The organism is Aeromonas sp. Y289-2 (assembly GCF_027705925.1).
Lineage (GTDB): Bacteria > Pseudomonadota > Gammaproteobacteria > Enterobacterales > Aeromonadaceae > Aeromonas > Aeromonas veronii.
In genome coordinates, this window is the sequence record NZ_JAPDCH010000013.1 from 93,933 (window position 1) to 114,738 (window position 20,806).

At 57.6% G+C, this 20,806-nt stretch carries 16 protein-coding genes; 5 read left to right on the plus strand and 11 right to left on the minus strand.

All coding sequences use genetic code 11. The features are described from left to right. Positions 1 to 23: 23 nt before the first annotated feature. The 6 genes from OKC43_RS17365 to OKC43_RS17390 form a co-directional block, all read right to left on the minus strand. Positions 24 to 1,061 (minus strand): HlyD family secretion protein, encoded by a 1,038-nt coding sequence (locus OKC43_RS17365; protein WP_075115488.1) that lies wholly within the window; start codon positions 1,059 to 1,061, stop codon positions 24 to 26. A gap of 3 nt (positions 1,062 to 1,064) precedes the next feature. Continuing rightward, positions 1,065 to 1,403: a DUF3302 domain-containing protein gene (locus tag OKC43_RS17370; RefSeq protein ID WP_257124649.1), complete on the minus strand. Its 339-nt coding sequence runs from the start codon at positions 1,401 to 1,403 to the stop codon at positions 1,065 to 1,067. A 336-nt stretch (positions 1,404 to 1,739) separates the two neighbouring features. Then, complete coding sequence (locus OKC43_RS17375) at positions 1,740 to 3,161, minus strand: carbon starvation CstA family protein (protein ID WP_005350521.1); 1,422 nt, start codon at positions 3,159 to 3,161, stop codon at positions 1,740 to 1,742. 140 nt (positions 3,162 to 3,301) lie between these two features. After that, positions 3,302 to 4,006: a two-component system response regulator BtsR gene (btsR, locus tag OKC43_RS17380; RefSeq protein WP_216979111.1), complete on the minus strand. Its 705-nt coding sequence runs from the start codon at positions 4,004 to 4,006 to the stop codon at positions 3,302 to 3,304. Then, a complete protein-coding gene (locus tag OKC43_RS17385; protein WP_216954170.1) occupies positions 4,003 to 5,673 on the minus strand; it encodes a sensor histidine kinase in 1,671 nt (556 codons plus the stop codon). Before OKC43_RS17385 ends, btsR begins: the two co-directional genes overlap by 4 nt. A gap of 353 nt (positions 5,674 to 6,026) precedes the next feature. After that, the gene (locus tag OKC43_RS17390; protein WP_257124650.1) at positions 6,027 to 7,262 is read right to left on the minus strand and encodes an HD-GYP domain-containing protein; all 1,236 of its coding nucleotides are present in this window, start codon (positions 7,260 to 7,262) and stop codon (positions 6,027 to 6,029) included. A gap of 230 nt (positions 7,263 to 7,492) precedes the next feature. On the opposite strand from OKC43_RS17390, the gene OKC43_RS17395 reads away from it, so the two are divergent. Continuing rightward, a complete protein-coding gene (locus tag OKC43_RS17395; protein WP_270660480.1) occupies positions 7,493 to 9,109 on the plus strand; it encodes a phosphoethanolamine transferase in 1,617 nt (538 codons plus the stop codon). Positions 9,110 to 9,180: 71 nt separating this feature from the next. Here the strand turns inward: OKC43_RS17395 and nagC are convergent, their stop codons facing one another. From nagC to nagB, 3 genes are read right to left on the minus strand one after another with little or no spacing between them, the layout of a single operon-like run. Next, the gene (gene nagC, locus OKC43_RS17400) at positions 9,181 to 10,395 is read right to left on the minus strand and encodes a DNA-binding transcriptional regulator NagC (RefSeq protein WP_257124651.1); all 1,215 of its coding nucleotides are present in this window, start codon (positions 10,393 to 10,395) and stop codon (positions 9,181 to 9,183) included. 4 nt (positions 10,396 to 10,399) lie between these two features. Next, positions 10,400 to 11,545: an N-acetylglucosamine-6-phosphate deacetylase gene (gene nagA / locus OKC43_RS17405; RefSeq protein WP_021231107.1), complete on the minus strand. Its 1,146-nt coding sequence runs from the start codon at positions 11,543 to 11,545 to the stop codon at positions 10,400 to 10,402. Between the two features lie 9 nt (positions 11,546 to 11,554). Beyond that, entirely contained in the window at positions 11,555 to 12,355 is an 801-nt protein-coding gene (gene nagB, locus OKC43_RS17410) for a glucosamine-6-phosphate deaminase (protein ID WP_005334308.1), read from the minus strand. Between the two features lie 273 nt (positions 12,356 to 12,628). On the opposite strand from nagB, the gene nagE reads away from it, so the two are divergent. From nagE to glnS, 3 genes are all read left to right on the plus strand, one after another. Beyond that, positions 12,629 to 14,107 carry an N-acetylglucosamine-specific PTS transporter subunit IIBC gene (nagE, locus tag OKC43_RS17415; RefSeq protein WP_021231106.1) on the plus strand — a complete coding sequence of 493 codons (1,479 nt, stop codon included), beginning with the start codon at positions 12,629 to 12,631 and terminating at the stop codon, positions 14,105 to 14,107. A 121-nt stretch (positions 14,108 to 14,228) separates the two neighbouring features. Then, positions 14,229 to 16,892, plus strand: coding sequence for a beta-N-acetylhexosaminidase (locus tag OKC43_RS17420; RefSeq protein ID WP_257124652.1), 2,664 nt, complete (start codon positions 14,229 to 14,231; stop codon positions 16,890 to 16,892). A 355-nt stretch (positions 16,893 to 17,247) separates the two neighbouring features. Further along, positions 17,248 to 18,909: a glutamine--tRNA ligase gene (gene glnS / locus OKC43_RS17425; protein WP_064336856.1), complete on the plus strand. Its 1,662-nt coding sequence runs from the start codon at positions 17,248 to 17,250 to the stop codon at positions 18,907 to 18,909. Positions 18,910 to 19,026: 117 nt separating this feature from the next. Here the strand turns inward: glnS and fur are convergent, their stop codons facing one another. After that, on the minus strand, positions 19,027 to 19,455 hold the full coding sequence (gene fur / locus OKC43_RS17430) for a ferric iron uptake transcriptional regulator (RefSeq protein ID WP_005334301.1): 429 nt from the start codon (positions 19,453 to 19,455) through the stop codon (positions 19,027 to 19,029). A 242-nt stretch (positions 19,456 to 19,697) separates the two neighbouring features. Here fur and OKC43_RS17435 point away from each other — a divergent pair, with 242 nt between their 5' ends. Beyond that, entirely contained in the window at positions 19,698 to 20,171 is a 474-nt protein-coding gene (locus tag OKC43_RS17435; protein WP_005334300.1) for a DUF4442 domain-containing protein, read from the plus strand. Between the two features lie 91 nt (positions 20,172 to 20,262). On the opposite strand, the gene fldA is transcribed toward OKC43_RS17435, so the two are convergent. Continuing rightward, the gene (fldA, locus tag OKC43_RS17440; protein ID WP_005334298.1) at positions 20,263 to 20,787 is read right to left on the minus strand and encodes a flavodoxin FldA; all 525 of its coding nucleotides are present in this window, start codon (positions 20,785 to 20,787) and stop codon (positions 20,263 to 20,265) included. Positions 20,788 to 20,806: the final 19 nt, after the last annotated feature.

Below are 20,806 nucleotides of genomic sequence, written 5' to 3' on the forward strand. Positions count from 1 at the left end.
CCCGCAGGGTGCTTGGGTGCTGATCAATGGAACGGGAAGATGTAGTTCATCCAGCTTGCCATGCGCAGCAGCACTTTGCGCATCACAGATACATGGTGGAAGTAGTGGGTATAGATGGCAGCCTGCCCGCTGGAGCCTGCAATTACCTGATACTTGGCCCACTCGGGGTCGGTGATGGAGATAACCACCGGCAGACGACCCGGGCGCACCGCAGTGGTTTGATCCAGCAGACCGGCGTTGGCCTGCACGTTACCGGCGGCAATGGCCGGAACCACGGCTGTCACCTTGCCTTTGAAGATCTTGCCGGGTACGCCATCGATCACCACTTCGGCCTCATCGCCCACCGCCAGTCTCTGCATGCTGTTCTGCCAGAACCAGCCGACGTAGGCGGTGTCATCCTTGTGGATGAAGGTCATCACCGGACGATACATGAAGGGGGTGGCGATCATGCCGGGGCGTAGGGCCAATTGCACCACATGACCATCGCTCGGGGCATAGACCACGGTTTGTGACTGCTGGTACTTGGCTTCCATCAGCTGGGCCTGCAGATCGTTCAGGGTGGCTTTCTGCTGGTCAATCTGGGCCACGATGTCGTCCACGTTGGCTTGGGTGACGTCGAGGTCGCGCTGCTTGCCCACGCCACGGCGCATCAGGTCGCTGGCGCGATCCCGATCCAGCCTGGCGGAGCGCAGTCTCGCCTCGATGGACTTGAGGTGTTCGCGGTTGGATTCGACCCGTGCGGTGAGGCTCTCCACTTTCAGGCGGAACGGCTCGTCATCGATGCGAAACAGCACATCCCCTTTTTTCACCGGCTGGTTGGCCTGTACCGGCACCTCAACCACCCGGCCCTTGACCAGCGGCACTATGGGGGTGGAGACGTAGTAGTTGCGCGCCATCTCGGAGTAGGGGTGGTTGTAGTTCATCAGCATGATCAGGGTGCCGATGAGCAGCACGCCGCCCAGTGCTGCTGTGGGGACGGTCCACTTGTTGAGCGGGATGCGGAAGATTTTGAAGATGGCGACACACAGTGCCGTGTAGGTCAGGATCAGTAGCAGGTCCATGGTTTATCCCTGTTGCTCACTCTGTTCGATAGTGTTGATACGGCTCTTCAGATCCGCCAACTCCTGCTTGAGGGCCGCCAGCTCCTCTTCATCTTCTTGCAGCCGCTGGCTAAAGCCCCAGCCGCGATCCGGCCGATAGAGGGTTGCCCAGATCCAGAGGAAGGGCCACAGCACGTGCAGGGTAAACAGGCTGACCCAACCTGCCACATGAATGGCATCCTGATGAGGGTGATTCCGATGTTTGGCAATCTCGTAAGGAATATCGTGGATAACGATGACGCCATAAAAAATGACCAGCCCGACAAAGACGAGCAGACCAAGGGCAAAATAATCAAGGGCCATTTATAACCTCCACTGGCATGACGCACAGCTTAATCATGGGTTCCAACAAGCACTAAAGCAATTAAGAATCACACATTTATCGTCAGTTTGCCCGGAATCTTAAGGAAGGTGCGAATAAGTCATATGGCACGAGAGCATTTACTGGTAACCCATTGATATTAAATGACTAAAATTTTCATTTTTTGTTCGTGGGATACTTGTTCGCACTTTCCTTAAAGCTATTCGCTGTATTGAAGCTGAAGCCGTTCGACAGTTGTCTTATTAGTCTTTTTGTCATTAAAAAAGGCGCCATCAGGCGCCTTTTTTGTGCTGCTTTCGCTGCATTTTTTGCTGTTTTTACCCTTCGCTGGTACTGCTGACCAGCGGCTGGCGGAACTTCATCAGGAAGGCCACGGTAATGGCCGCCGTTGCAGTCAGGCCGATGATGGTGGAGGTCCCCATCTCCAGCCCGAATCCGATGGGGGCGTTGGCCAGATAGGTGATCACCACAGCAGTCATGAACATGGCGGGAATGGTGCAGATCCAGTGCAGCTTGCCCTCTTTGATGAGGTAGGCAGCCGCAGCCCACAGCATGATGACGGCGGTGGTCTGGTTGGCCCAGCCGAAGTAGCGCCAGATCACCCCGAATTCAGCCTTGGAGATGATAAAACCAAGGATAAACATGGGGATGGCAATCAGCAGACGCTTGGCCAGCGGTTTCTGGGTCATCTTCAGGAAGTCCGCCACGATCAGGCGAGCACTGCGAAATGCGGTGTCGCCCGAGGTGATAGGCAGGATCACCACACCGAGAATGGCCAGAATGCCGCCCACGGTGCCGAGCAGGCTGGTGGAGACTTCGTGTACCACGGCTGCCGGGCCGCCGTTGGCCATAGTAGCGTTGAGCGCTTCGGTGCTGTCGTAGAAGGAGAGACCCAGGGTGCACCAGATAAGGGCGATGATCCCTTCACCGATCATTGCACCGTAGAAAATGAAGCGGCCGGATTTTTCGTTCTGCATGCAGCGCGCCATCAGTGGTGACTGGGTGGCGTGGAAGCCGGATACCGCGCCACAGGCGATGGTGATGAAGAGCAGCGGCCAGAGCGGCAGTTCGGTCGGGTGCAGGTTGGAGAAGTCCATCCCGGTGTTGTAGAAGCCTTTGCCGGAGGCGATCAGGCCAACGATGAGGCCGACCGACATGAAGACCAGCAGGGCGCCGAAGATGGGATAGAAGCGACCGATGATCTTGTCGATGGGGACAATGGTCGCGAGGATGTAGTAGGCAAAGATTGCCACAATCCAGTAGACCAGATCGGTGGAGGTGAGGTTGGCCAAGAGGCCCGCCGGGCTCAGCACGAATACCACGCCCACCAGCATCAGCAGCACCACGGCAAACAGGTTCATGAAGTGCTTGGCGGCGGTGCCCAGATGCTCACCGACCACGGTTGGCACCGAGGCCCCCTTGGCGCGTACCGACAGCATGCCGGAGAAGTAGTCATGTACCGCACCGGCGAAGATGCAGCCAAAGACGATCCACAGCATGGCGACCGGGCCGTAGAGGGCACCCAGGATCGGGCCGAAGATGGGGCCGACGCCTGCGATGTTGAGCAGTTGAACCAGATAGACTTTCTTGTCCGACATGGGGACATAGTCCACCCCGTCAGCCATGGTGATGGCGGGGGTTTTCAGCTCGGGTTTCGGGCTGAATATCCGTTCGATGAATTTGCCGTATATGAAGTAGCCGGCCACAAGTAAGCCGACACAGAGGAAGAACCAGATCATTGCTACGCTCCTGCATTGTTATTTTTTAGTGTGCAGAGCGAGTCTAAAACGGTTGCGCCTGACTGGCAGGTGAAATTCCCCGAGCGGCGCTTTGGCGCGCCGAGCGGTCGGCGGCTGTGATCAGGCGCACACTCCGCGGCTCAGTCCAGCCCCAGCTGATCTTTGAGCTCCTTGAGATAGCGACGACTGACCGGCACCCGGGCGCCGCTCGGGGTGACAATCTCTGCCAGCTGGTTATCCAGCAGCTGGATCTCGAAGATGGCGTTGGGGGAGACCAGATACTGGCGGTGGCAGCGCAGCAGCGGGCTCTTTTCTTCCAGCGATTTGAGGGTGAGCTGGGTGTGGAACAGCTCGCCCTGACAGGCCACATGGACCCCGCCCAGATCGGAGAAGGCATACTCCACCTGCGCGATGGGCAGCAGCCTGACCCGATTGTGCAGATAGCCCGGAATATGTTCGATAGTCGGGGCCAGCCGCTCGATGGGCTGCGGGGAGATATCCTGCTTGAGGCGAGCGAGGGTCTTGGCGAGCCGGGCGGGCTCCACCGGCTTGAGCAGGTAGTCGAAGGCGTTCTCTTCAAAGGCCTGAATGGCATATTCGTCAAAGGCGGTGACAAAGACGATGCGGGGCAGGGGGTCGAGCATGGCGACCAGCTCCATGCCGCTCAGCTTGGGCATCTGGATATCGAGGAACACCACGTCGGGCTTGAGGCGCTGAATAAGCGGCAGCGCCTCGATGGCGTTGGCCGCTTCCCCCACGATCTCGATGGCAGGATCGCAGGCCAGCTGCTGCCTCAGCTCTTCGCGGGCATAGTGTTCGTCATCGACTATCAGAGTGCGGATCATGGTTGCTCCTTGGGGATGGTGAACGACACCCGGGTCCACTGTTCCGGCTCGCACGCAATAGTCACGCCATAGCGCTCGCCAAAGGCGCTTTTCAGTCGCCGGTCTACGATGGTCATGCCCAGACCGTCGCCAGCGGGATGTGCTTGCCAGGTGCCTGCATTATCTTCCACATGGATGGTGACGCTGGTGGGATGCTCATCGGTCCAGAGGCGAATACGCCCCTGCTCCAGCAGAGTCGAGATGCCGTGCTTGATGGCATTCTCGATCAACGGTTGCAGGGTGAAGCTGGGCAGTCGCAGTGTGGCCAGATGGGGCGGGATCTCGTTTATCACCGTCAGCCGATCGCCAAAACGGGCCAGCTCGATCTCCAGATAGGATTGGCAGTGCTCCTGCTCCTCCTGCAGAGTCGCAAGGCCGCTCTGGCGTTTGAGGTTCTTGCGAAAGAACAGCGACAGATGCAGCAGCAGATCCCGCGCCTTGTCCGGATCGCGCCGGGTGATGGCACTGATGGTGTTGAGGGTGTTGAACAGAAAGTGGGGGTTGATCTGGGCTTGGATCAGCTTGAGTTCGGACTGCACCAGCAGCCGCTGATGCTGCTCCAGCCGACCGGCCAGCAACTGCTGTGACAGCAGGTTGGCAATCCCTTCCCCCAGGGTGTGGTTGATCTTGAGAAACAGCCGCTTCTTCGGCTCGTAGAGCTTGATGGTGCCGATCACCCCCTTGTCCCCCTGCAGCGGGATCACCAGCACCGAGCCCAGCTGGCAGGCGGAGGAGAGGCTGCACCGATAGGGCTGGCTGTTGCCATCGGCAAACAGCACCTTGTTCTGGGCGATGGCCTGCATGGTGATGGCTGACGCGATGGGGGTGCCCGGCAGATGGTGATCTTCGCCGGTGCCGATAAAGGCGAGGATCTGCTCGGTGTCCGTGATGGCGACCGCCCCAACGCCGGTCTCCTCCTGAATGATGCGGGCAATCTTGTTGCTTGCCTGTGGGGTAAAGCCCTGACTCATGATCCCCACTGTACGGTTGGCGATATTGAGCGCCTTGGCGGAGAAGACCCGGGAGAACTTCTCATACATCCGCTGCTGGTCGCGGATCATGCTGATAAAGAGCGCCGCGCCACAGGAGTTGGCCAGAATCATCGGGGTGGCGATGGTGCGTACCAACAGCAGGGATTTGTCGAACGGGGTCGCCACCAGCAGGATGATGACCATCTGCATGATCTCGGCATAGAGAGTGGTAAAGAAGGCGATGCGTGGTTCAAACAGGGCATCCGTTCGCCCCGAGCGCATCAGTCGCCAGTGCACTATGCCCCCGAGCAACCCCTCGCAGGTGGTGGAGATGGCGCAGGCGAGATCGGTAAATCCCCCCAGCGTATAGCGGTGCAGACCGCCGGTCAGCCCCACCAGAAAGCCCACCAGCGGTCCCCCCAATAATCCCCCCAAGACGGCGCCGACCGCCCGGGTGTTGGCGATGGCATCGTCGATATCGAGGCCCACATAGGTTCCGAGGATGCAAAAACATGAAAATATTATGTATATCAGTACCTTGTGAGGAATCCTCACTGAATAGTTGGCAAGCGGGCGAAGCAGCGGGCTTTTCGAGAAGAGATAGGCGATCACCAGGCTGACGCTCATCTGCTGTAACAAAGAGAGAACCAACTGCATAAAAAACGCGCCTCATCAGCCAGCCTAAAAAACAACCAGCCCGTGAATAAGTGTGATCAAGATCTTGTTCGGTTGGCCCTGCGGGTCGCAACGGACCGCCAGTTTGCCAGAACAAATGGATAAAACTACATTAAATCAGCATGTTAAATTGATATTTGTGTAAGAGGCGACAGATTGCTATTGATGGATAGAGCATGAATGTATCCGTCGGATACGCCACATGGAAGTGGCATGCTCCGCCCGGCCCCCTGGCTGGGCGTTTTTTATACATGATCAGATGGCAACCTGTTGGTGGGGATTCGTGCAATTATTCCGGTTTGTCCAATGAGTTATCCCCAGCTTCTGGGGATAACTCAGAATGCAAAGTAGTAACAGAAGCGGCGGGTCAGATTGAAGAACTGCCGCTGTCCCTCATCCAGCTCCTCCTGTTTGATAAAGGCACTGATGGTGCGTTCATCTTCCCGCAGATCGATCATGGCGACCGCTTCCGGCCGCTGGGCCTTGATATAGGGCAGGATCTTCGGCTTGAGGGGCATGGTGGGTTCGGTAGAGAGTACCAGCGCAATGCTCTCGTCGGAGAGTTTCACCAGGGATCCCGGCGGGTAGACCCCCAGCACCTTGACCAGCAACTTGACCAGATTCTGGTCGAACTTCTTCTGGGATAACTTGTAGAGCTGGCTGATGGCCTGACTCGGTGCCGCCGGCGTGCCGCTGTTGCGGGGATGAAGCAGCTCGTCGTAGAAGTCGACCAGTCCGATCAGCCGCGCCAGCGGCGGGATCTCCCCCCCCTTGATCCCCAGCGGATAACCGCTACCGTCGAGCCGTTCGTGGTGCAGATGGGCTACCTGACGAATTTTGGGCTCAAAGGCATTGAGTTGGTTCAGCATGTCAAATCCGTACTGGGGATGCATCTTGAGGAAGTTCTGCTCGGCCTTGTTTAGCTCACCACGCTTTTGGGTGATCTGGCTGGGAATTTTCAGTTCGCCGATGTCGTGGATAAGTCCCGCAAGCCCGGTCTCTTCCAGCTCGATGGGATTCATCCCCAGTTCGCGCGCCATCAACATGGCAATGAAAGCCACATTGAGACTGTGCTGCAGCAGGACATCGGTGTGGGGACTGCGGATCAGGTGGAGCCCGAGGGGGCCCTCGTGCTGACTGAGGGTGAAGGCGGCATTGCGGACGATCTGTGCGGTGTTGGCCAGCCCTTCATCCGGTTTGAGGTTGAGTGCCCCGAGCGCATCGCGTAGCTCGCTCATGGATTGGCCAAAGGCCTTGTCGGCGGCGCGCATGGAGCGGCGAAAGGCCTTTTCGTCAAAGGGGGGCGGGCCGGCATCAATCAGGGACTCCAGCTCTTCGAGATCGGGCCCGGCATCGGGGATATCGCCACGCAACAGTGGCTCGATAGGCAGATCGCTCTTGTCGGGGTCGACCATCAGCAGGGTGAGATCAAGATGACGGAGAATGTCGAGTTGCTGCTGATCCTTGATCTTGAAGGTATTGAACATAAACGGGTGGTTAGTCCATCCCGTGGGGAGATGGATATAGTGGCCTACTCTCAATTGCTCTATCGAGGCTTGGATCAGTGCCATCGGTTAACCTGCATTTCATGAATGCCTACTCAACAAGCTAGCAAAATCCGATGGATAGACAACTAAAAATCCATTTCGGGGCAGCGGAGCACCCCGTGCTGTGATGGGGCGCACGAGCGCCGTGCTTCTCTTCTTAATTCGCGCTTAAGTTTTACTTCCTACGCTGGCCCCGTCGTTTTTGTTGGCTTGGCCGGCCCGCTGCACTGCAGGCCGGTATGTAGGAGTTGTTTATGCGTGTAACTCTCGGTGTACTGCAAACCAATCTGTTGCTGGTGCTCTTTTTCGCCCTGGTACTGAACTGGCCAATCTTTTTGCATTTCTATACGGTGCTCAGCGCCCTGACCCATGTCAAAGCCGGATTTGCCATCTCGATCCCGCTGGTGCTGATCGCGGCGCTCAATGCCGTGTTTATTCCCTTCACGTTCCGGTTTGTGCTCAAGCCCTTTTTTACTGTGCTCATTCTGACTGGCTCCATCGTAAGTTACGCCATGCTCAAATACGGCGTCATCTTCGATGCCGGCATGATCCAGAACATAGTGGAGACCAACAGTGGTGAGGCGGGGGCCTATTTGAATGGCTCGGTTGCGCTCTGGTTTCTGCTGACCGGGCTGCTGCCTGTTCTGGTGCTCTGGTCACTGCGGATCCGCTATCCGGCTCGCTGGTATCAGGGGTTGGCGTTGCGGGCAGGTGTATTGGCTATCTCTCTGCTGTTTATCGGGGGCGTCGCGGCACTTTACTATCAGGATTACGCCTCGGTCGGTCGCAACAACAAGTCGCTGGCCAAAGAGATTGTGCCTGCCAACTATGTGCACGGCCTCTACAAATATGGGCGGGATGTGCTGTTTGCCACGCCGCTCCCCTACCAGCATCTGGGGACCGATGCCAGGGTGGTGGCCCGGGGAAGCAAGCCGACTTTGATGTTCCTGGTGGTGGGGGAGACGGCGCGCAGCCAGAACTACTCCCTTAACGGGTATGGCAAGGCGACCAACAGCTTTACGGCAAAAGAGCAGGGAGTGGTGTCGTTCAGGGATGTGCGCTCCTGCGGTACAGCAACCGCCGTTTCGGTGCCCTGCATGTTCTCCAACCTCACGCGCCGTGGCTACGATGACCAGCTTGCCAGCTCCCGTGACGGCCTGCTCGATGTGCTGCAACATGCCGGAGTCTCGGTATTGTGGAAAGAGAACGATGGCGGCTGCAAAGGGGTGTGCCGCAATGTGCCGACCATCGAGATCCTTCCCAAGTCCTATCCTGCGCTCTGTCAGGGGGAGTCTTGCTATGACGAGGTGCTGCTGGAGGGGCTGGATCAGCAGATTGCCGAGATGAAGGGCAACAAGCTGGTGGCTTTTCACCTGATGGGCAGCCATGGCCCGACCTATTTCCGTCGTTACCCTGCCAGCGAGCGCGTCTTTATGCCGGACTGCCCGCGCAGCGACATTGAAAACTGCAGCAACGAAGAGCTGGTCAATACCTATGACAACACCATCCGCTACACCGACAAAGTGGTGGGGCTGCTGATCGACAAGCTCAAGTCGCTGGAGAGCCAGTATGATGTGGGACTGGTCTATCTCTCCGATCACGGTGAATCCCTCGGGGCCATGGGGCTCTATCTGCATGGCACGCCATACAAGTTTGCGCCGGATGATCAGACACGGGTGCCGCTGCTGACCTGGTTCTCGCCTCAGTTACAGGCCGATCGCCAGCTTGATATGGGTTGCCTGGCGGCGGAGGCGAGCAGCCAGCGCTTCTCCCATGACAACCTCTTTCACTCCATGCTGGGGATCATGGATGTGCAGACGAGTGTTTACGACAACAAGCTGGATCTGTTCAAGCCATGTCGTGCGGGCTAAATCGCCAGCAAGCACACAATAGAAAACGGCAGCCAGTGGCTGCCGTTTGGTTATCTCGCAAGATCAGTGTCTTACTTCTGCTCCATGATGATCTGCAGCAGATCTCCCTCCAGCAGGGCGCGCTTGACCAGTGCAAAGCCGCCATAGGTCGGCTGGTTCTGGAAGCGGGCTTTCACGATGGGCAGGCCACGGTGGAAGCTCGGCAGGGATTGATGCTCGACGCAGCGACGGATGGCCGGGAAGAGGATCTCTTCGGCGGCGGTGATTTCACCGGCGATCAGCACCTTCTGCGGGTTGAACAGGTTGACCGTAATAGCCACCGCCCGTCCCAGATGCTCACCCACGTTCTCGATGACGCTGCGGGCCAGTTCATCGCCCGCCAGCGCCGCCTTGCACACCTCCTGAATGGTGATGTGCTTCTCCTGCAGCGCGCTCTGATGACCGCGGCTGATGAGCTCCTTCACCTTGTCGATGATCGCTTCGTTGGAGGCGATGGTTTCGAGGCAGCCGAAGTTGCCACAGTGACAGCGCTTGCCGAGCGGCTCGACCTGGATATGGCCGATCTCGCCGACGTTGCGGTTCTGGCCGAGGAACACCTGACCCTTGGTGATGATCCCCGAGCCCGTCCCCTGGTGGACGCTCACCAGAATGGAGTCCATGCAGTCGCGGGACTCGCCGAAGAAGTGTTCGGCTAACGCCAGCGAGCGGGTGTCGTTGCCCACGTAGCAGGGGAGGTTGAAGTGGTTCTCAAGCAGCTTCGCCAGTCCCAGATTGCGGATGTGGTACTTGGGGGTGTAGATGACCATGCCGGATTCCGGGTTGACCAGACCCGGCATGGTCAGCGCGATGCTGATGAGGTTGCGACAACGTTCGCGGTTGGCATCGATAAAGGCGCCAATCTCACGCAGCAGCATGTCGACCACGGGTTGCTGGTCGATCTCGGTCACCTGAATGACGTGCTGGTCGAGCTCCTTGCCATCGAGGTCATAGAGACTCAGTTGCAGGTAGCCGCGGCCCAGCTTGGCAGAGACAAACTGAAAGCGATGTTTGATGGTGGTCAGGGAGATGGCACGCCGCCCGCCGGTTGAGGCTTGCGGAGAGGTCTCCTTGATCAGGCCATGCTCGATCAGTTGCCGGGTTATTTTGGTCACGCTGGCCGGGGCCAGCTGACTCAACTCGGCAATCTTGACCCGGGAGATGGGGCCTTGCAGGTCGATGAGCCGATACACGGCTGCACTGTTGACCTGCTTGATAAGATCTACGTTTGCTATTTGTCCGCCAGTCATGATGTCACTGTTGTGTGTAGTGTCCGTTAACCACGGTCCCACGGACCGTGAAGTCCTGATCGAAGACAGTGAGGTTGGCTACTTTACCGACCTGGATACTACCGAGACGTGAGTCCCATCCAATGGCGCGAGCGGGGTAGAGGCTGGCCATTCTCAGTGCTTCATCGAGCGGTAATCCGACCTGCTTGACCAGATTTTCCACCCCCTCAATCATGGTAAGGGAGGAACCGCCGAGTGTACCATTCTCGTCGACACACTGACCATCGCGTAAAAAGACGGTGGTGCCACAAAAATCAAATTTCTCAAAGCCTTCCGGCGCTCCGGCTGCCGCGGTGGCATCGGTGACCAGCACCAGTCGCTCCCCCAGCGCCTTGTGAGCCAGACGCACGTTGGCCCAGTGCACGTGGTGGCCATCGACGATGATGCCCGCATAGACATCCTTGCGATCGTAGATGGCGCCCACGACGCCCGGCTCGCGACCGTTGAGGGTCGGCGTCATGGCGTTGTAGAGGTGGGTCGCAAAGCGAATACCGTTATCAAACCCGGCCATGGCCTGATCGTAACTGGCGGCAGTGTGACCGGCCGAGACCAGAATGCCCGCTTCCACCAGACGGCGGATATGGGCCGGCTCGTTGCGTTCCGGTGCCAGGGTGATCTTGGTGATGGCATCCGCGTTGGCGCAGAAGAAGTCGATCATCTCGTCCGCTGGCTGACGAATTTGCGCGGCAGGGTGGATCCCCTTGCGCTTGAGGTTGGTATAAGGCCCTTCCAGATGGACGCCCAGCACCTCGTTGGGGTGTGCAGCCATGTAGTCACGGGTCACCGCAACGGCCTGCTTCATGTCGGCATCCGGACTGGTGATCAGGGTCGGCAGGAAGCTGGTGGTACCGGATTTGAGGTTGGCCGCCTGCATGGTTGCCAGGGTCTCGACCGTGATGTCGGTGTTGAACATCACCCCGCCGCAGCCGTTGAGCTGCACATCGATAAAACCGGCGGTCAGGTTGGCGCCTTTGAGGTCAATTTGCTCGATGCCTGCAGGCAGTTCGGCCAGGTGAGAGATGGCGACAATCTTGTCGCCCTCGATAAGCACCCCGTAGCCGGTCAGCACGCAGCTGCCGGTGTAGAGGGTACAGTTGGTCAATGCGTACATGGCGACTCCTTACAGACGGCCGATGTTGGCGGCTTCCAGTTGCTGGAAGTAGCGAACGGTCTTGACCTTGAGCTCCATGGTGGAGGGCTCGTCGCACACCATCATTCCCTTCGGATGCAGTTGCAGGGTGGAGATGGTCCACATGTGGTTGACGCTGCCTTCCACGGCGGCCTGCAGGGCCAGTGCCTTGCCGTGACCGGTGACCAGGATCATGATCTCTTCCGCATCCATCAGGGTGCCGACACCCACGGTCAGGGCCAGCTTGGGCACCTGCTCCATGTCGCCACCGAAGAAGCGGGAGTTGGCGATGCGGGTGTCTTCGGTCAGGGTCTTGACCCGGGTGCGGGAGGAGAGGGAAGAGGCCGGTTCGTTGAACGCGATGTGGCCGTCGTTACCCACGCCACCCATGAACAGGTGGATCTTGCCGTAGGACTTGATTTTGTCTTCGTAGCGCTTGCACTCGGCCACCAGATCCTCGGCATTGCCGTTGAGGATGTTGATGTTCTCGGGACGAATGTCGATGTGGCTGAAGAAGTTGTTGTGCATGAAGCTGTGGTAGCTCTCCGGGTGATCTTCCGGCAGGCCAACGTACTCGTCCATGTTGAAGGTGACCACATTCTGGAAGCTCACTTCACCGGCTTTGTGCAACTCGATCAGGCGCTTGTAGGTGTTGAGCGGGGTGCCACCGGTGGGCAGGCCCAGTACGAAAGGGCGATCGCTGGTCGGCTTGAACGCGTTGATGCGGTCAACGATGTAACGAGCAGACCACAGGCCTACTTGGCTGGCAGATTTCAACGGGATCAGGCGCATATGGGATACCTCTGTGTCGGGTTGCGACCGGTTTGGCGGTGGCAATTGGCTAAGACGGATTCAAGTTGTTTTATAGCGTAAATAAAGATTGCGAACTAAGCCACATCTATCCACCACCTTTATCTTGTTTGGGTGATAACGATCACGATTATCGGTTTATTAATTTGCGCAGCGAAATAAAAGCCCTAGACTGCCAATCAAGCCTTGATGGCTTATGCGTCAAACGTGATAAGCACTTAATTTCTAGAAAAACATTAACTAAGGAGAGGAACCGTGAACATTCTCGGTTATTTGCAAAAGATCGGCCGTGCCCTGATGGTGCCGGTAGCGGTATTGCCTGCCGCAGCGATCCTGATGGGGGTTGGCTACTGGATTGACCCGAATGGTTGGGGTGGTGACAGTGCGCTGGCTGCCTTCCTGATTAAAGCGGGCGCAGCCATTATCGATAACATGTCCGTACTGTTCGCAGTCGGTGTCGCTTACGGTATGTCCAAGGATAAAGACGGTTCTGCTGCTCTGGCAGGTTTGGTCGGCTTCCTGGTCGTTACCACCCTGCTGAGCCCGGGCGCTGTGGCCCAGATCAAGAGCATCCCGGTGGAGCAGGTTCCTGCCGCGTTTGCCAAGATCAGCAACCAGTTCGTGGGTATCCTGTGTGGTGTTATCGCCGCTGAGCTGTACAACCGCTTCAGCAGCGTCGAGCTGCACAAGGCACTCTCCTTCTTCTCCGGTCGTCGTCTGGTACCGATCGTAACCTCCGTAGTGATGATCGTCGTATCTTTCATCCTGATGGCCGTATGGCCGGCAATCTACGGTGGTCTGGTCTCCTTCGGTGAGTCCATCGTGAGCCTGGGTTCTACCGGTGCCGGTATCTACGCCTTCTTCAACCGTCTGCTGATCCCGATCGGTCTGCACCACGCCCTGAACTCCGTGTTCTGGTTCAACGTGGCCGGTATCAACGACATCCCGAACTTCCTGGGTGGTCAGGCTACCATCGATGCCGCTCTGGCCGCTGGCAAGAGCCTGGAGCAGGTGAAAGGCGTGGTCGGTATGTACCAGGCTGGCTTCTTCCCCATCATGATGTTCGGTCTGCCGGGTGCCGCTCTGGCCATCTACCACTCCGCCAAGAAAGAGAACAAAGAGAAAGTTGCCTCTATCATGATCGCAGCTGCCTTTGCCTCCTTCTTCACCGGTGTAACCGAGCCGCTCGAGTTCTCCTTCATGTTCGTGGCGCCGGTACTGTATGTCATTCACGCTGTGCTGACCGGTATCTCCGTGTTCATCGCTGCCTCCATGCAGTGGATGGCCGGTTTCGGTTTCAGTGCCGGTCTGGTGGATATGGTGCTCTCCAGCCGTAACCCGCTGGCGACCAACTGGTACATGCTGATCCCTCAGGGTCTGGTCTTCTTCGGCCTCTACTACACCGTGTTCCGCGTAGTGATTGCCAAGCTGAACCTGAAAACCCCGGGTCGTGAAGATGACGAAGATACTGCTCCGGCTGCCGCTCAATCTACCAACCGTACCGAGCTGGCCAAGCAATACCTGGAAGTGCTGGGTGGTCAAGAGAACCTGGTCTCCATCGATGCCTGCATCACCCGTCTGCGTCTGACTCTGAAAGACCGCAGCATCGTCGATGAGCGCAAGCTGAAAGCCCTGGGTGCGGCCGGTGTGGTCAAACTCGGTGAGCAGAACCTGCAGGTGATTCTGGGTCCATTGGCCGAAATCATCGCCGGTGAGATGAAAGCCCTGCGTTAATCGAGCGACTCGCTCACCTCAAGTCTAAGTCCATTGTTGACATAACTAAGGGCCCCGCTCAGGGGCCCCATATAAAAAAGCCAAGAAAATCCAACCTTTACTTCAAATGAGAGCAGCAGTTATGAACTTGAAACATTCTCTGTTAGCCATTGCCATGTCTACCGTTTTTGTCAGCCAGGTCCAGGCAGCCGATGCCGCCAAGCAGGCTGTGGTCGACTCCCTCGCCAACAACCTGGTGGTCAAGTATGAAGTGGTCACCAACGACGGCGCCGGTGCCGGCCTCGATTGCCAGGCGCTCGGTTCCGAGTGGGCGAGCTGTGGCGTTGCCAAGCTGCACCTGACCAATACCGGTGCGGACGTCACCTCCAAAGACTGGAGCATCTACGTCTCTTCCATTCGTCGTATCCAGCGTGTGGATAACGACCAGTTCACCATCACTCACCTGACCGGCGATCTCTATCGTTTGACGCCAACCGAGAAGTTCCAGGGCTTTGCCAAGGATGCCACGGTCGAAGTGCCGCTGGTGGTGGAATACTGGGTACTGTTCGAATCTGACATCATGCCGAACTGGTATGTCGCCAGCGAAGGTGCCGAGCCGAAAGTACTGGCCAGCATGAGCAACATCAATGATGCCAGCACCTACGAGAAGCCGATGCCGGCCGATGGCTGGAAGCGTACCAAGGATGACAAGAACATCCTGATGAACAGCGAGACCCGCTTCGCGGCCAACCAGACCAGCACCCTGCTGCCGGCTGGCAAGATTGACAACCAGATCCTGCCGACCCCGATGAAGCAGGTAGTCAAAGCTGGCCCGCAGGTTGACTTCTCTACCATCAAACTCAATGCCCTGGACTTGCCGAGCGATCGCGCCGAGGCCCTGAAGGCTCAACTGACCAAGCTGGGTGTTACCCTCTCCGACACCGGCTACCCGGTGACCATCAAGCTCGGCAGCAAGCTCAAGCAGGCTGAAGGCTATGACATGACCATCGGTCAGAAGGGCACCGTGATCCAGGGTCGCGACATCGACGGGGCATTCTGGGGTGCACAATCCCTGATCTCCCTGCTGGGTGTTGATGACAAGCTGGTGAGCCCGATGACCGTCGAGGATGCGCCGCGCTTTGAATACCGTGGCATGCAGACCGACGTGGCCCGTCACTTCCGCAGTCTGGATACCATGAAGAAGCTGGTTGACCAGATGTCTGCCATGAAGCTCAACGTGCTGCACCTTGGCCTGACCAACGATGAAGGCTGGCGTCTGGAGATCCCGGGTCTGCCGGAGCTGACTCAGGTCGGTAGCCAGCGTTGCCACGACGAGTCCGAAACCAAGTGCCTGATGCCGCAACTGGGTTCCGGCCCGACCAGCGACAACCAGGGTTCCGGTTTCTACAGCAAGTCTGACTACGTGGATCTGGTGCGTTATGCCAAGGCCCGCGGTGTGACCGTGATCCCCGAGATCAACATGCCGGCCCACGCTCGTGCTGCCGTGATCTCCATGGAAGCGCGCTACAAGCGTCTGATGGCGGAAGGCAAAGAAGCGGAAGCCAACCAGTTCCGTCTGACTGATCCGGCTGACACCTCCAACGTCACCTCGGTCCAGTTCTACGACAAGATGTCCTTCATCAACCCTTGCCAGCCGGGTGCTGCCACCTTCGTGGCCAAGGTAATGGATGAAGTTGCCCAGATGCACCAGGCCGCCGGTCAGCCGCTGACCGCATGGCATTACGGTGGTGATGAGGCGAAGAACATCATGCAGGGCGGTGGCTATCAGGATCCGGCCGTTACCAAGAAAGAAGAGCTGGTCGCCTGGAAAGGTAACGTCGACTCCAGCAAGCAGGACAAGCCGTTTGGCAAGTCCCCGATGTGCCAGAAGATGATCGACGAAGGCAAGATCAAGGAAGTGGGCGAGCTGCCGGTTTACTTCGCCAAGGAAGTGGGCCAGATGGTCAAAGACCGCGGCTTCTCTACCCTGCAGGCGTGGGAAGATGGCCTGAAGTACGCCAGCGGTGCCAAGGACTTCGCCACCGACAACACCCGTGTCAACTTCTGGGAAACCCTCTACTGGGGTGGCTTCAACGAAGCGATGAAGTGGGCCCACAAGGGTTACCAAGTGGTGCTGTCCAACCCGGATTACCTCTACTTCGACTTCCCGAACGAAGTACACCCGGCCGAGCGTGGCTACTACTGGGCAACCCGTTTCAACGACACGCGCAAGGTGTTTGCCTTCGCCCCGGAAAACCTGCCACAGAACGCCGAGACCTCGGTTGACCGCGACGGCAACGCCTTCGTGGCCAAAGGTGACCAGGATCCGGTCAAGTTCAAGGGGATCTCCGGTCAGCAGTGGAGTGAAACCGTGCGTACCGATGCTCAGTATGAGTACATGGTCTACCCGCGTATCTTCTCCGTGGCCGAGCGTGCCTGGCACAAAGGTGGCTTCGAGCTGAACTATGTGAAGGGTCGCGAGTTCTCCGGCGAGACCAAGTTCGTCAACAAGGCCACCCTCAACAAAGAGTGGAACCAGTTTGCCAACGTATTGGGTCAGCGCGTGCTGCCGAAACTGGATCAGGCCGGTGTTGAATACCGCCTCTCCGTACCGGGTGCCAAGGTAGTGAACGGTGTGCTGGAAGCGAACGTGGATCTGCCGGGTCTGCCCATCCAGTACAGCCTGGACGGTACCAACTGGAGTGCCTATGACGCCGCGGCCAAGCCGAGCGTGAATGGCAAGGTCTACCTGCGTACCACTAGCTTCGATGGCAAACGCACCAGCCGCGTCACCGAACTGAACTGATAGCAGTCAACCGTTAACATGAGGTGGGTCGCAAGACCCGCCTTTCCCAAGGGCGATGGCGTATCGGGTTTGGGAAAGGTTGACTGTGCGTGTGAGCCTTTGTTGTGTGTAATTGTCTGTTTTGTGTTTTTCATCACTTTCAGCCCCGCCTAGTGCGGGGCTTTTTTATGCATTTGGTGTGCAATGTGCCAAGCCACGCCGTTTTTAGTGGCGCAATGGCCGGGAAATGGCCCGGAAGTGCCAAATTCAGGTTGAGACAGCGCCCGTAATAAGGGATCATATCCGGCTTGACGGCGGGGGGATGAGGGTGCCAGCCGGCACAACTTCCGCCAGTGACGCTTTTTTGAGGTGAGCCATGAGTCAGGCGAACAGCCCAACTAACTTTATTCGTCAGATCATTGATGAAGATCTGGCCAGCGGTAAGCACAGCAGCGTGCATACCCGTTTTCCGCCCGAGCCGAACGGTTATCTCCATATCGGCCACGCCAAATCCATCTGCCTGAACTTCGGCATCGCCCGCGACTATCAGGGCCAGTGCAACCTGCGTTTCGATGACACCAACCCGGTGAAGGAAGATATCGAGTACGTAGAGTCCATCAAGCAGGACGTACAGTGGCTCGGCTTCCAGTGGAACGGCGAGATCTGCTACTCCTCCGACTATTTCGACAAGCTGCACGGCTACGCCATCGAGCTGATTGAAAAGGGTCTGGCCTATGTGGACGAGCTGACGCCCGAGCAGATGCGCGAGTACCGTGGCACTCTGACTGAAGCTGGCAAGAACAGCCCGTTCCGCGATCGCAGCGTGGAAGAGAACCTGGCGCTGTTTGCCAAGATGAAGAATGGCGAGTTCGCCGAAGGCACCGCCTGCCTGCGCGCCAAGATCGACATGGCATCCCCCTTCATGGTGATGCGTGATCCGGTTATCTACCGCATCAAGTTTGCCCACCACCACCAGACCGGTGACAAGTGGTGCATCTACCCGATGTATGACTTCACCCACTGCATCTCGGACGCGCTGGAAGGGATCACCCACTCCATCTGCACCCTGGAGTTCCAGGACAACCGTCGTCTGTACGACTGGGTGCTGGATAACATCACCATCGACTGCCACCCCCGTCAGTACGAGTTCTCTCGTCTGAACCTCGAATACACTGTCATGTCCAAGCGCAAGCTGAACCTGCTGGTGACCGAGAAGCACGTCGATGGTTGGGATGACCCGCGTATGCTGACCGTCTCCGGTCTGCGTCGTCGTGGTTACACTCCGGCCTCCATTCGCGAGTTCTGCAAACGCATCGGCGTCACCAAGCAGGACAACATCGTCGAGATGAGCATGCTGGAAGCCTGCATCCGCGAAGACCTCAACGAGCATGCCCCGCGCGCCATGGCCGTGCTGCATCCGGTGAAAGTGGTCATCGAGAACCTGGCTGCCGATGAAGTGCTGACTGCCCCGGCCCACCCGAGCAATGCCGAGATGGGGACCCGCGAGCTGAACTTTACCCGTGAAATCTTCATCGACGAAGCGGACTTCAAAGAAGAGGCGAACAAGCAGTTCAAGCGTCTGGTGCTGGGCAAGGAAGTGCGTCTGCGCAATGCCTATGTGATCAAGGCCGAGCGCATCGAGAAAGATGCCGATGGCAAAGTCACCTGCATCTACTGCTCCTACGATCCCGAGACTCTGGGCAAGGATCCGGCCGATGGCCGCAAGGTGAAAGGGGTGATCCACTGGGTCAGCGCCACCCACTCCCTGCCAGCGGAAGTGCGTCTCTACGACCGTCTGTTCAAGGTGCCGAACCCGGGCGCCGAGGATGACTTCGAAGCTGCGCTGAACCCGGAATCTCTGGTGATCATCGAGGGGGCCCGTGTCGAGGCTTCCCTGAAGGACGCCAAGCCGGAGCAGGCTTACCAGTTCGAGCGTGAAGGTTACTTCTGCGCCGACAACAAGCTCTCCAGCCCGGAGCATCTGGTGTTTAACCGCACCGTTGCCCTGCGCGACTCCTGGGGCAAGGTAGAAGGCTAAGCCGATGGGGCAGGGGAAACCCTGCCCTGTGTGCTGCCAGCGGCCTGCGCCGGACAATAAAAAAGCCAGCTGATGCTGGCTTTTTTTATTGTCCGTTATCTGCAAGTCGCGGGCGACTTATTCGTCGTGCTTGCACTCACCGGTAGCACAATGACCGTAGAGGTAGAGGCTGTGGTTGGTGAGACGGATATTGAATTTCTTGGCGATCTCGCGCTGACGCTGTTCGATCACTTCGTCGGAGAACTCGATCACCTTGCCGCAGTCGAGGCAAACCAGGTGGTCGTGGTGCTCCTGAGTGGCCAGCTCGAATACCGACTTGCCACCTTCGAAGTGGTGACGGGTAACGATACCGGCATCATCAAACTGGTTGAGAACGCGATAGACGGTAGCGAGACCAATCTCTTCACCCAGGTCGATCAGTCGTTTATAGAGATCCTCGGCGCTGGTGTGCTGGCAGTCCGGCTGTTGCAGGATTTCCAGGATTTTGACCCGGGGCAAGGTGATCTTGAGCCCGGCCTTTTTTAACGCTTGGTTGTTGTCTGCCATATTCTACTTATTCGCATTCTCGAAGGTGGGGTTATTCTGATGGACTGCCGCAGGAATGGCAACCTTGAACTCGCTTGGCCTGTCATTATAGGTCGTAGCCTCCCTAAAAATAAACCCAGCAATTCAAGGGGTTTAGTCATAAATGGCCGGTTGGATTGAAATAATCAATCGTGTCGTCCGACTTGCTGGCATGGCAGATGTTGATAAGATGTAACTTTCATATTTCTGGTCGGATGAGATCCATGGATTGGCTTTTTGACAATGCGGCCTGGGTGCGCCGCGCACTCAACGCCTGGCCCCCTTTCTGGGGTGCCGGTATCAAGATAGAGACCCTGAGCGATGACTTTCGTTATTGCCGGGTGACCCTGAAATCCCGCTGGTGGAACAAGAATGCCAACCGCACCCAGTTTGGCGGCAGCATGTTTGCCATGACAGACCCCATCTATCCACTGATGCTGATGGGCTACTTCAAGAATCGCTACTACGTCTGGGACAAGGCGGGCAGCATCAACTACATCAAGCCGGGCAAGGGCAAGCTGGTGGCCGAGTTCAACCTGACCGAGGGCAAGCTGGCCGAAATCGTGGCGGCGACCGAAGGTGGCAACAAGCACTTCCCCGAATTCGAGGTGACGGTGCAAGACAAGAGCGGCGAGCTGGTGGCGCAGGTCAAGCGCACCCTCTATGTGCGGGCCAAACCGGAGCACAGAGGTGAATAACAGGGAAGAATAAAGGCAGGCATCGCAACAAGCAGATACAACAAGGGCCCCGTCGGGGCCCTTGTTGTCAGAGGTATGAGGGGGAGGTGGATTACTCCAGCTCGCCCAGGCACATCTCTTCGTGCAGCTGCTTGCACCAGCCCTTGACGCGCTCAGCAGTCAGCTCCGGCTGGCGATCTTCATCGATACCCAGACCGACAAAGTGCTTGTCATCGACCAGTGCCTTGGAGGCTTCGAACTCGTAGCCGGCAGTCGGCCAGTGACCGATGATGATGGCGCCTTTTGCTTCGACGATGTCACGCAGGGTGCCCATGGCGTCGAGGAAGTACTCGGAATAGTCTTCCTGATCACCGCAACCGAAGATGGCGACCAGCTTGTTGGTGAAGTCGATTTCGCCCAGATCGGGGAAGAAGTCGTCCCAGTCGGCCTGGGCTTCGCCGTAGTACCAAGTCGGGATGCCGAACATCAGCAGATCAAAGCTCTCGATGTCGGCCTTGCTGCTCTTGGCGATGTCACGGACTTCAATCAGGTTTTTGCCCAGCTCTTTCTGGATCATCTTGGCGACAGCTTCGGTGTTACCGGTATCGCTGCCAAAAAACAGACCTACACTTGCCATAGTGTTTAGTTACCCGTAT

What these genes read in the sequence shown, in the direction of transcription:
- nagB (WP_005334308.1), bottom strand. Translation starts at nt 12,355, where the DNA reads ATGCGCCTGATCCCGTTGAAATCTGCCAGCCAAGTAGGCCTGTGGTCT.
- fldA (WP_005334298.1), bottom strand. Translation starts at nt 20,787, where the DNA reads ATGGCAAGTGTAGGTCTGTTTTTTGGCAGCGATACCGGTAACACCGAA.
- glnS (WP_064336856.1), top strand. Translation starts at nt 17,248, where the DNA reads ATGAGTCAGGCGAACAGCCCAACTAACTTTATTCGTCAGATCATTGAT.
- OKC43_RS17375 (WP_005350521.1), bottom strand. Translation starts at nt 3,161, where the DNA reads ATGATCTGGTTCTTCCTCTGTGTCGGCTTACTTGTGGCCGGCTACTTC.
- OKC43_RS17395 (WP_270660480.1), top strand. Translation starts at nt 7,493, where the DNA reads ATGCGTGTAACTCTCGGTGTACTGCAAACCAATCTGTTGCTGGTGCTC.
- OKC43_RS17365 (WP_075115488.1), bottom strand. Translation starts at nt 1,061, where the DNA reads ATGGACCTGCTACTGATCCTGACCTACACGGCACTGTGTGTCGCCATC.
- OKC43_RS17390 (WP_257124650.1), bottom strand. Translation starts at nt 7,262, where the DNA reads ATGGCACTGATCCAAGCCTCGATAGAGCAATTGAGAGTAGGCCACTAT.
- OKC43_RS17370 (WP_257124649.1), bottom strand. Translation starts at nt 1,403, where the DNA reads ATGGCCCTTGATTATTTTGCCCTTGGTCTGCTCGTCTTTGTCGGGCTG.
- OKC43_RS17385 (WP_216954170.1), bottom strand. Translation starts at nt 5,673, where the DNA reads ATGCAGTTGGTTCTCTCTTTGTTACAGCAGATGAGCGTCAGCCTGGTG.
- fur (WP_005334301.1), bottom strand. Translation starts at nt 19,455, where the DNA reads ATGGCAGACAACAACCAAGCGTTAAAAAAGGCCGGGCTCAAGATCACC.
- btsR (WP_216979111.1), bottom strand. Translation starts at nt 4,006, where the DNA reads ATGATCCGCACTCTGATAGTCGATGACGAACACTATGCCCGCGAAGAG.
- nagC (WP_257124651.1), bottom strand. Translation starts at nt 10,395, where the DNA reads ATGACTGGCGGACAAATAGCAAACGTAGATCTTATCAAGCAGGTCAAC.
- OKC43_RS17420 (WP_257124652.1), top strand. Translation starts at nt 14,229, where the DNA reads ATGAACTTGAAACATTCTCTGTTAGCCATTGCCATGTCTACCGTTTTT.
- nagA (WP_021231107.1), bottom strand. Translation starts at nt 11,545, where the DNA reads ATGTACGCATTGACCAACTGTACCCTCTACACCGGCAGCTGCGTGCTG.
- OKC43_RS17435 (WP_005334300.1), top strand. Translation starts at nt 19,698, where the DNA reads ATGGATTGGCTTTTTGACAATGCGGCCTGGGTGCGCCGCGCACTCAAC.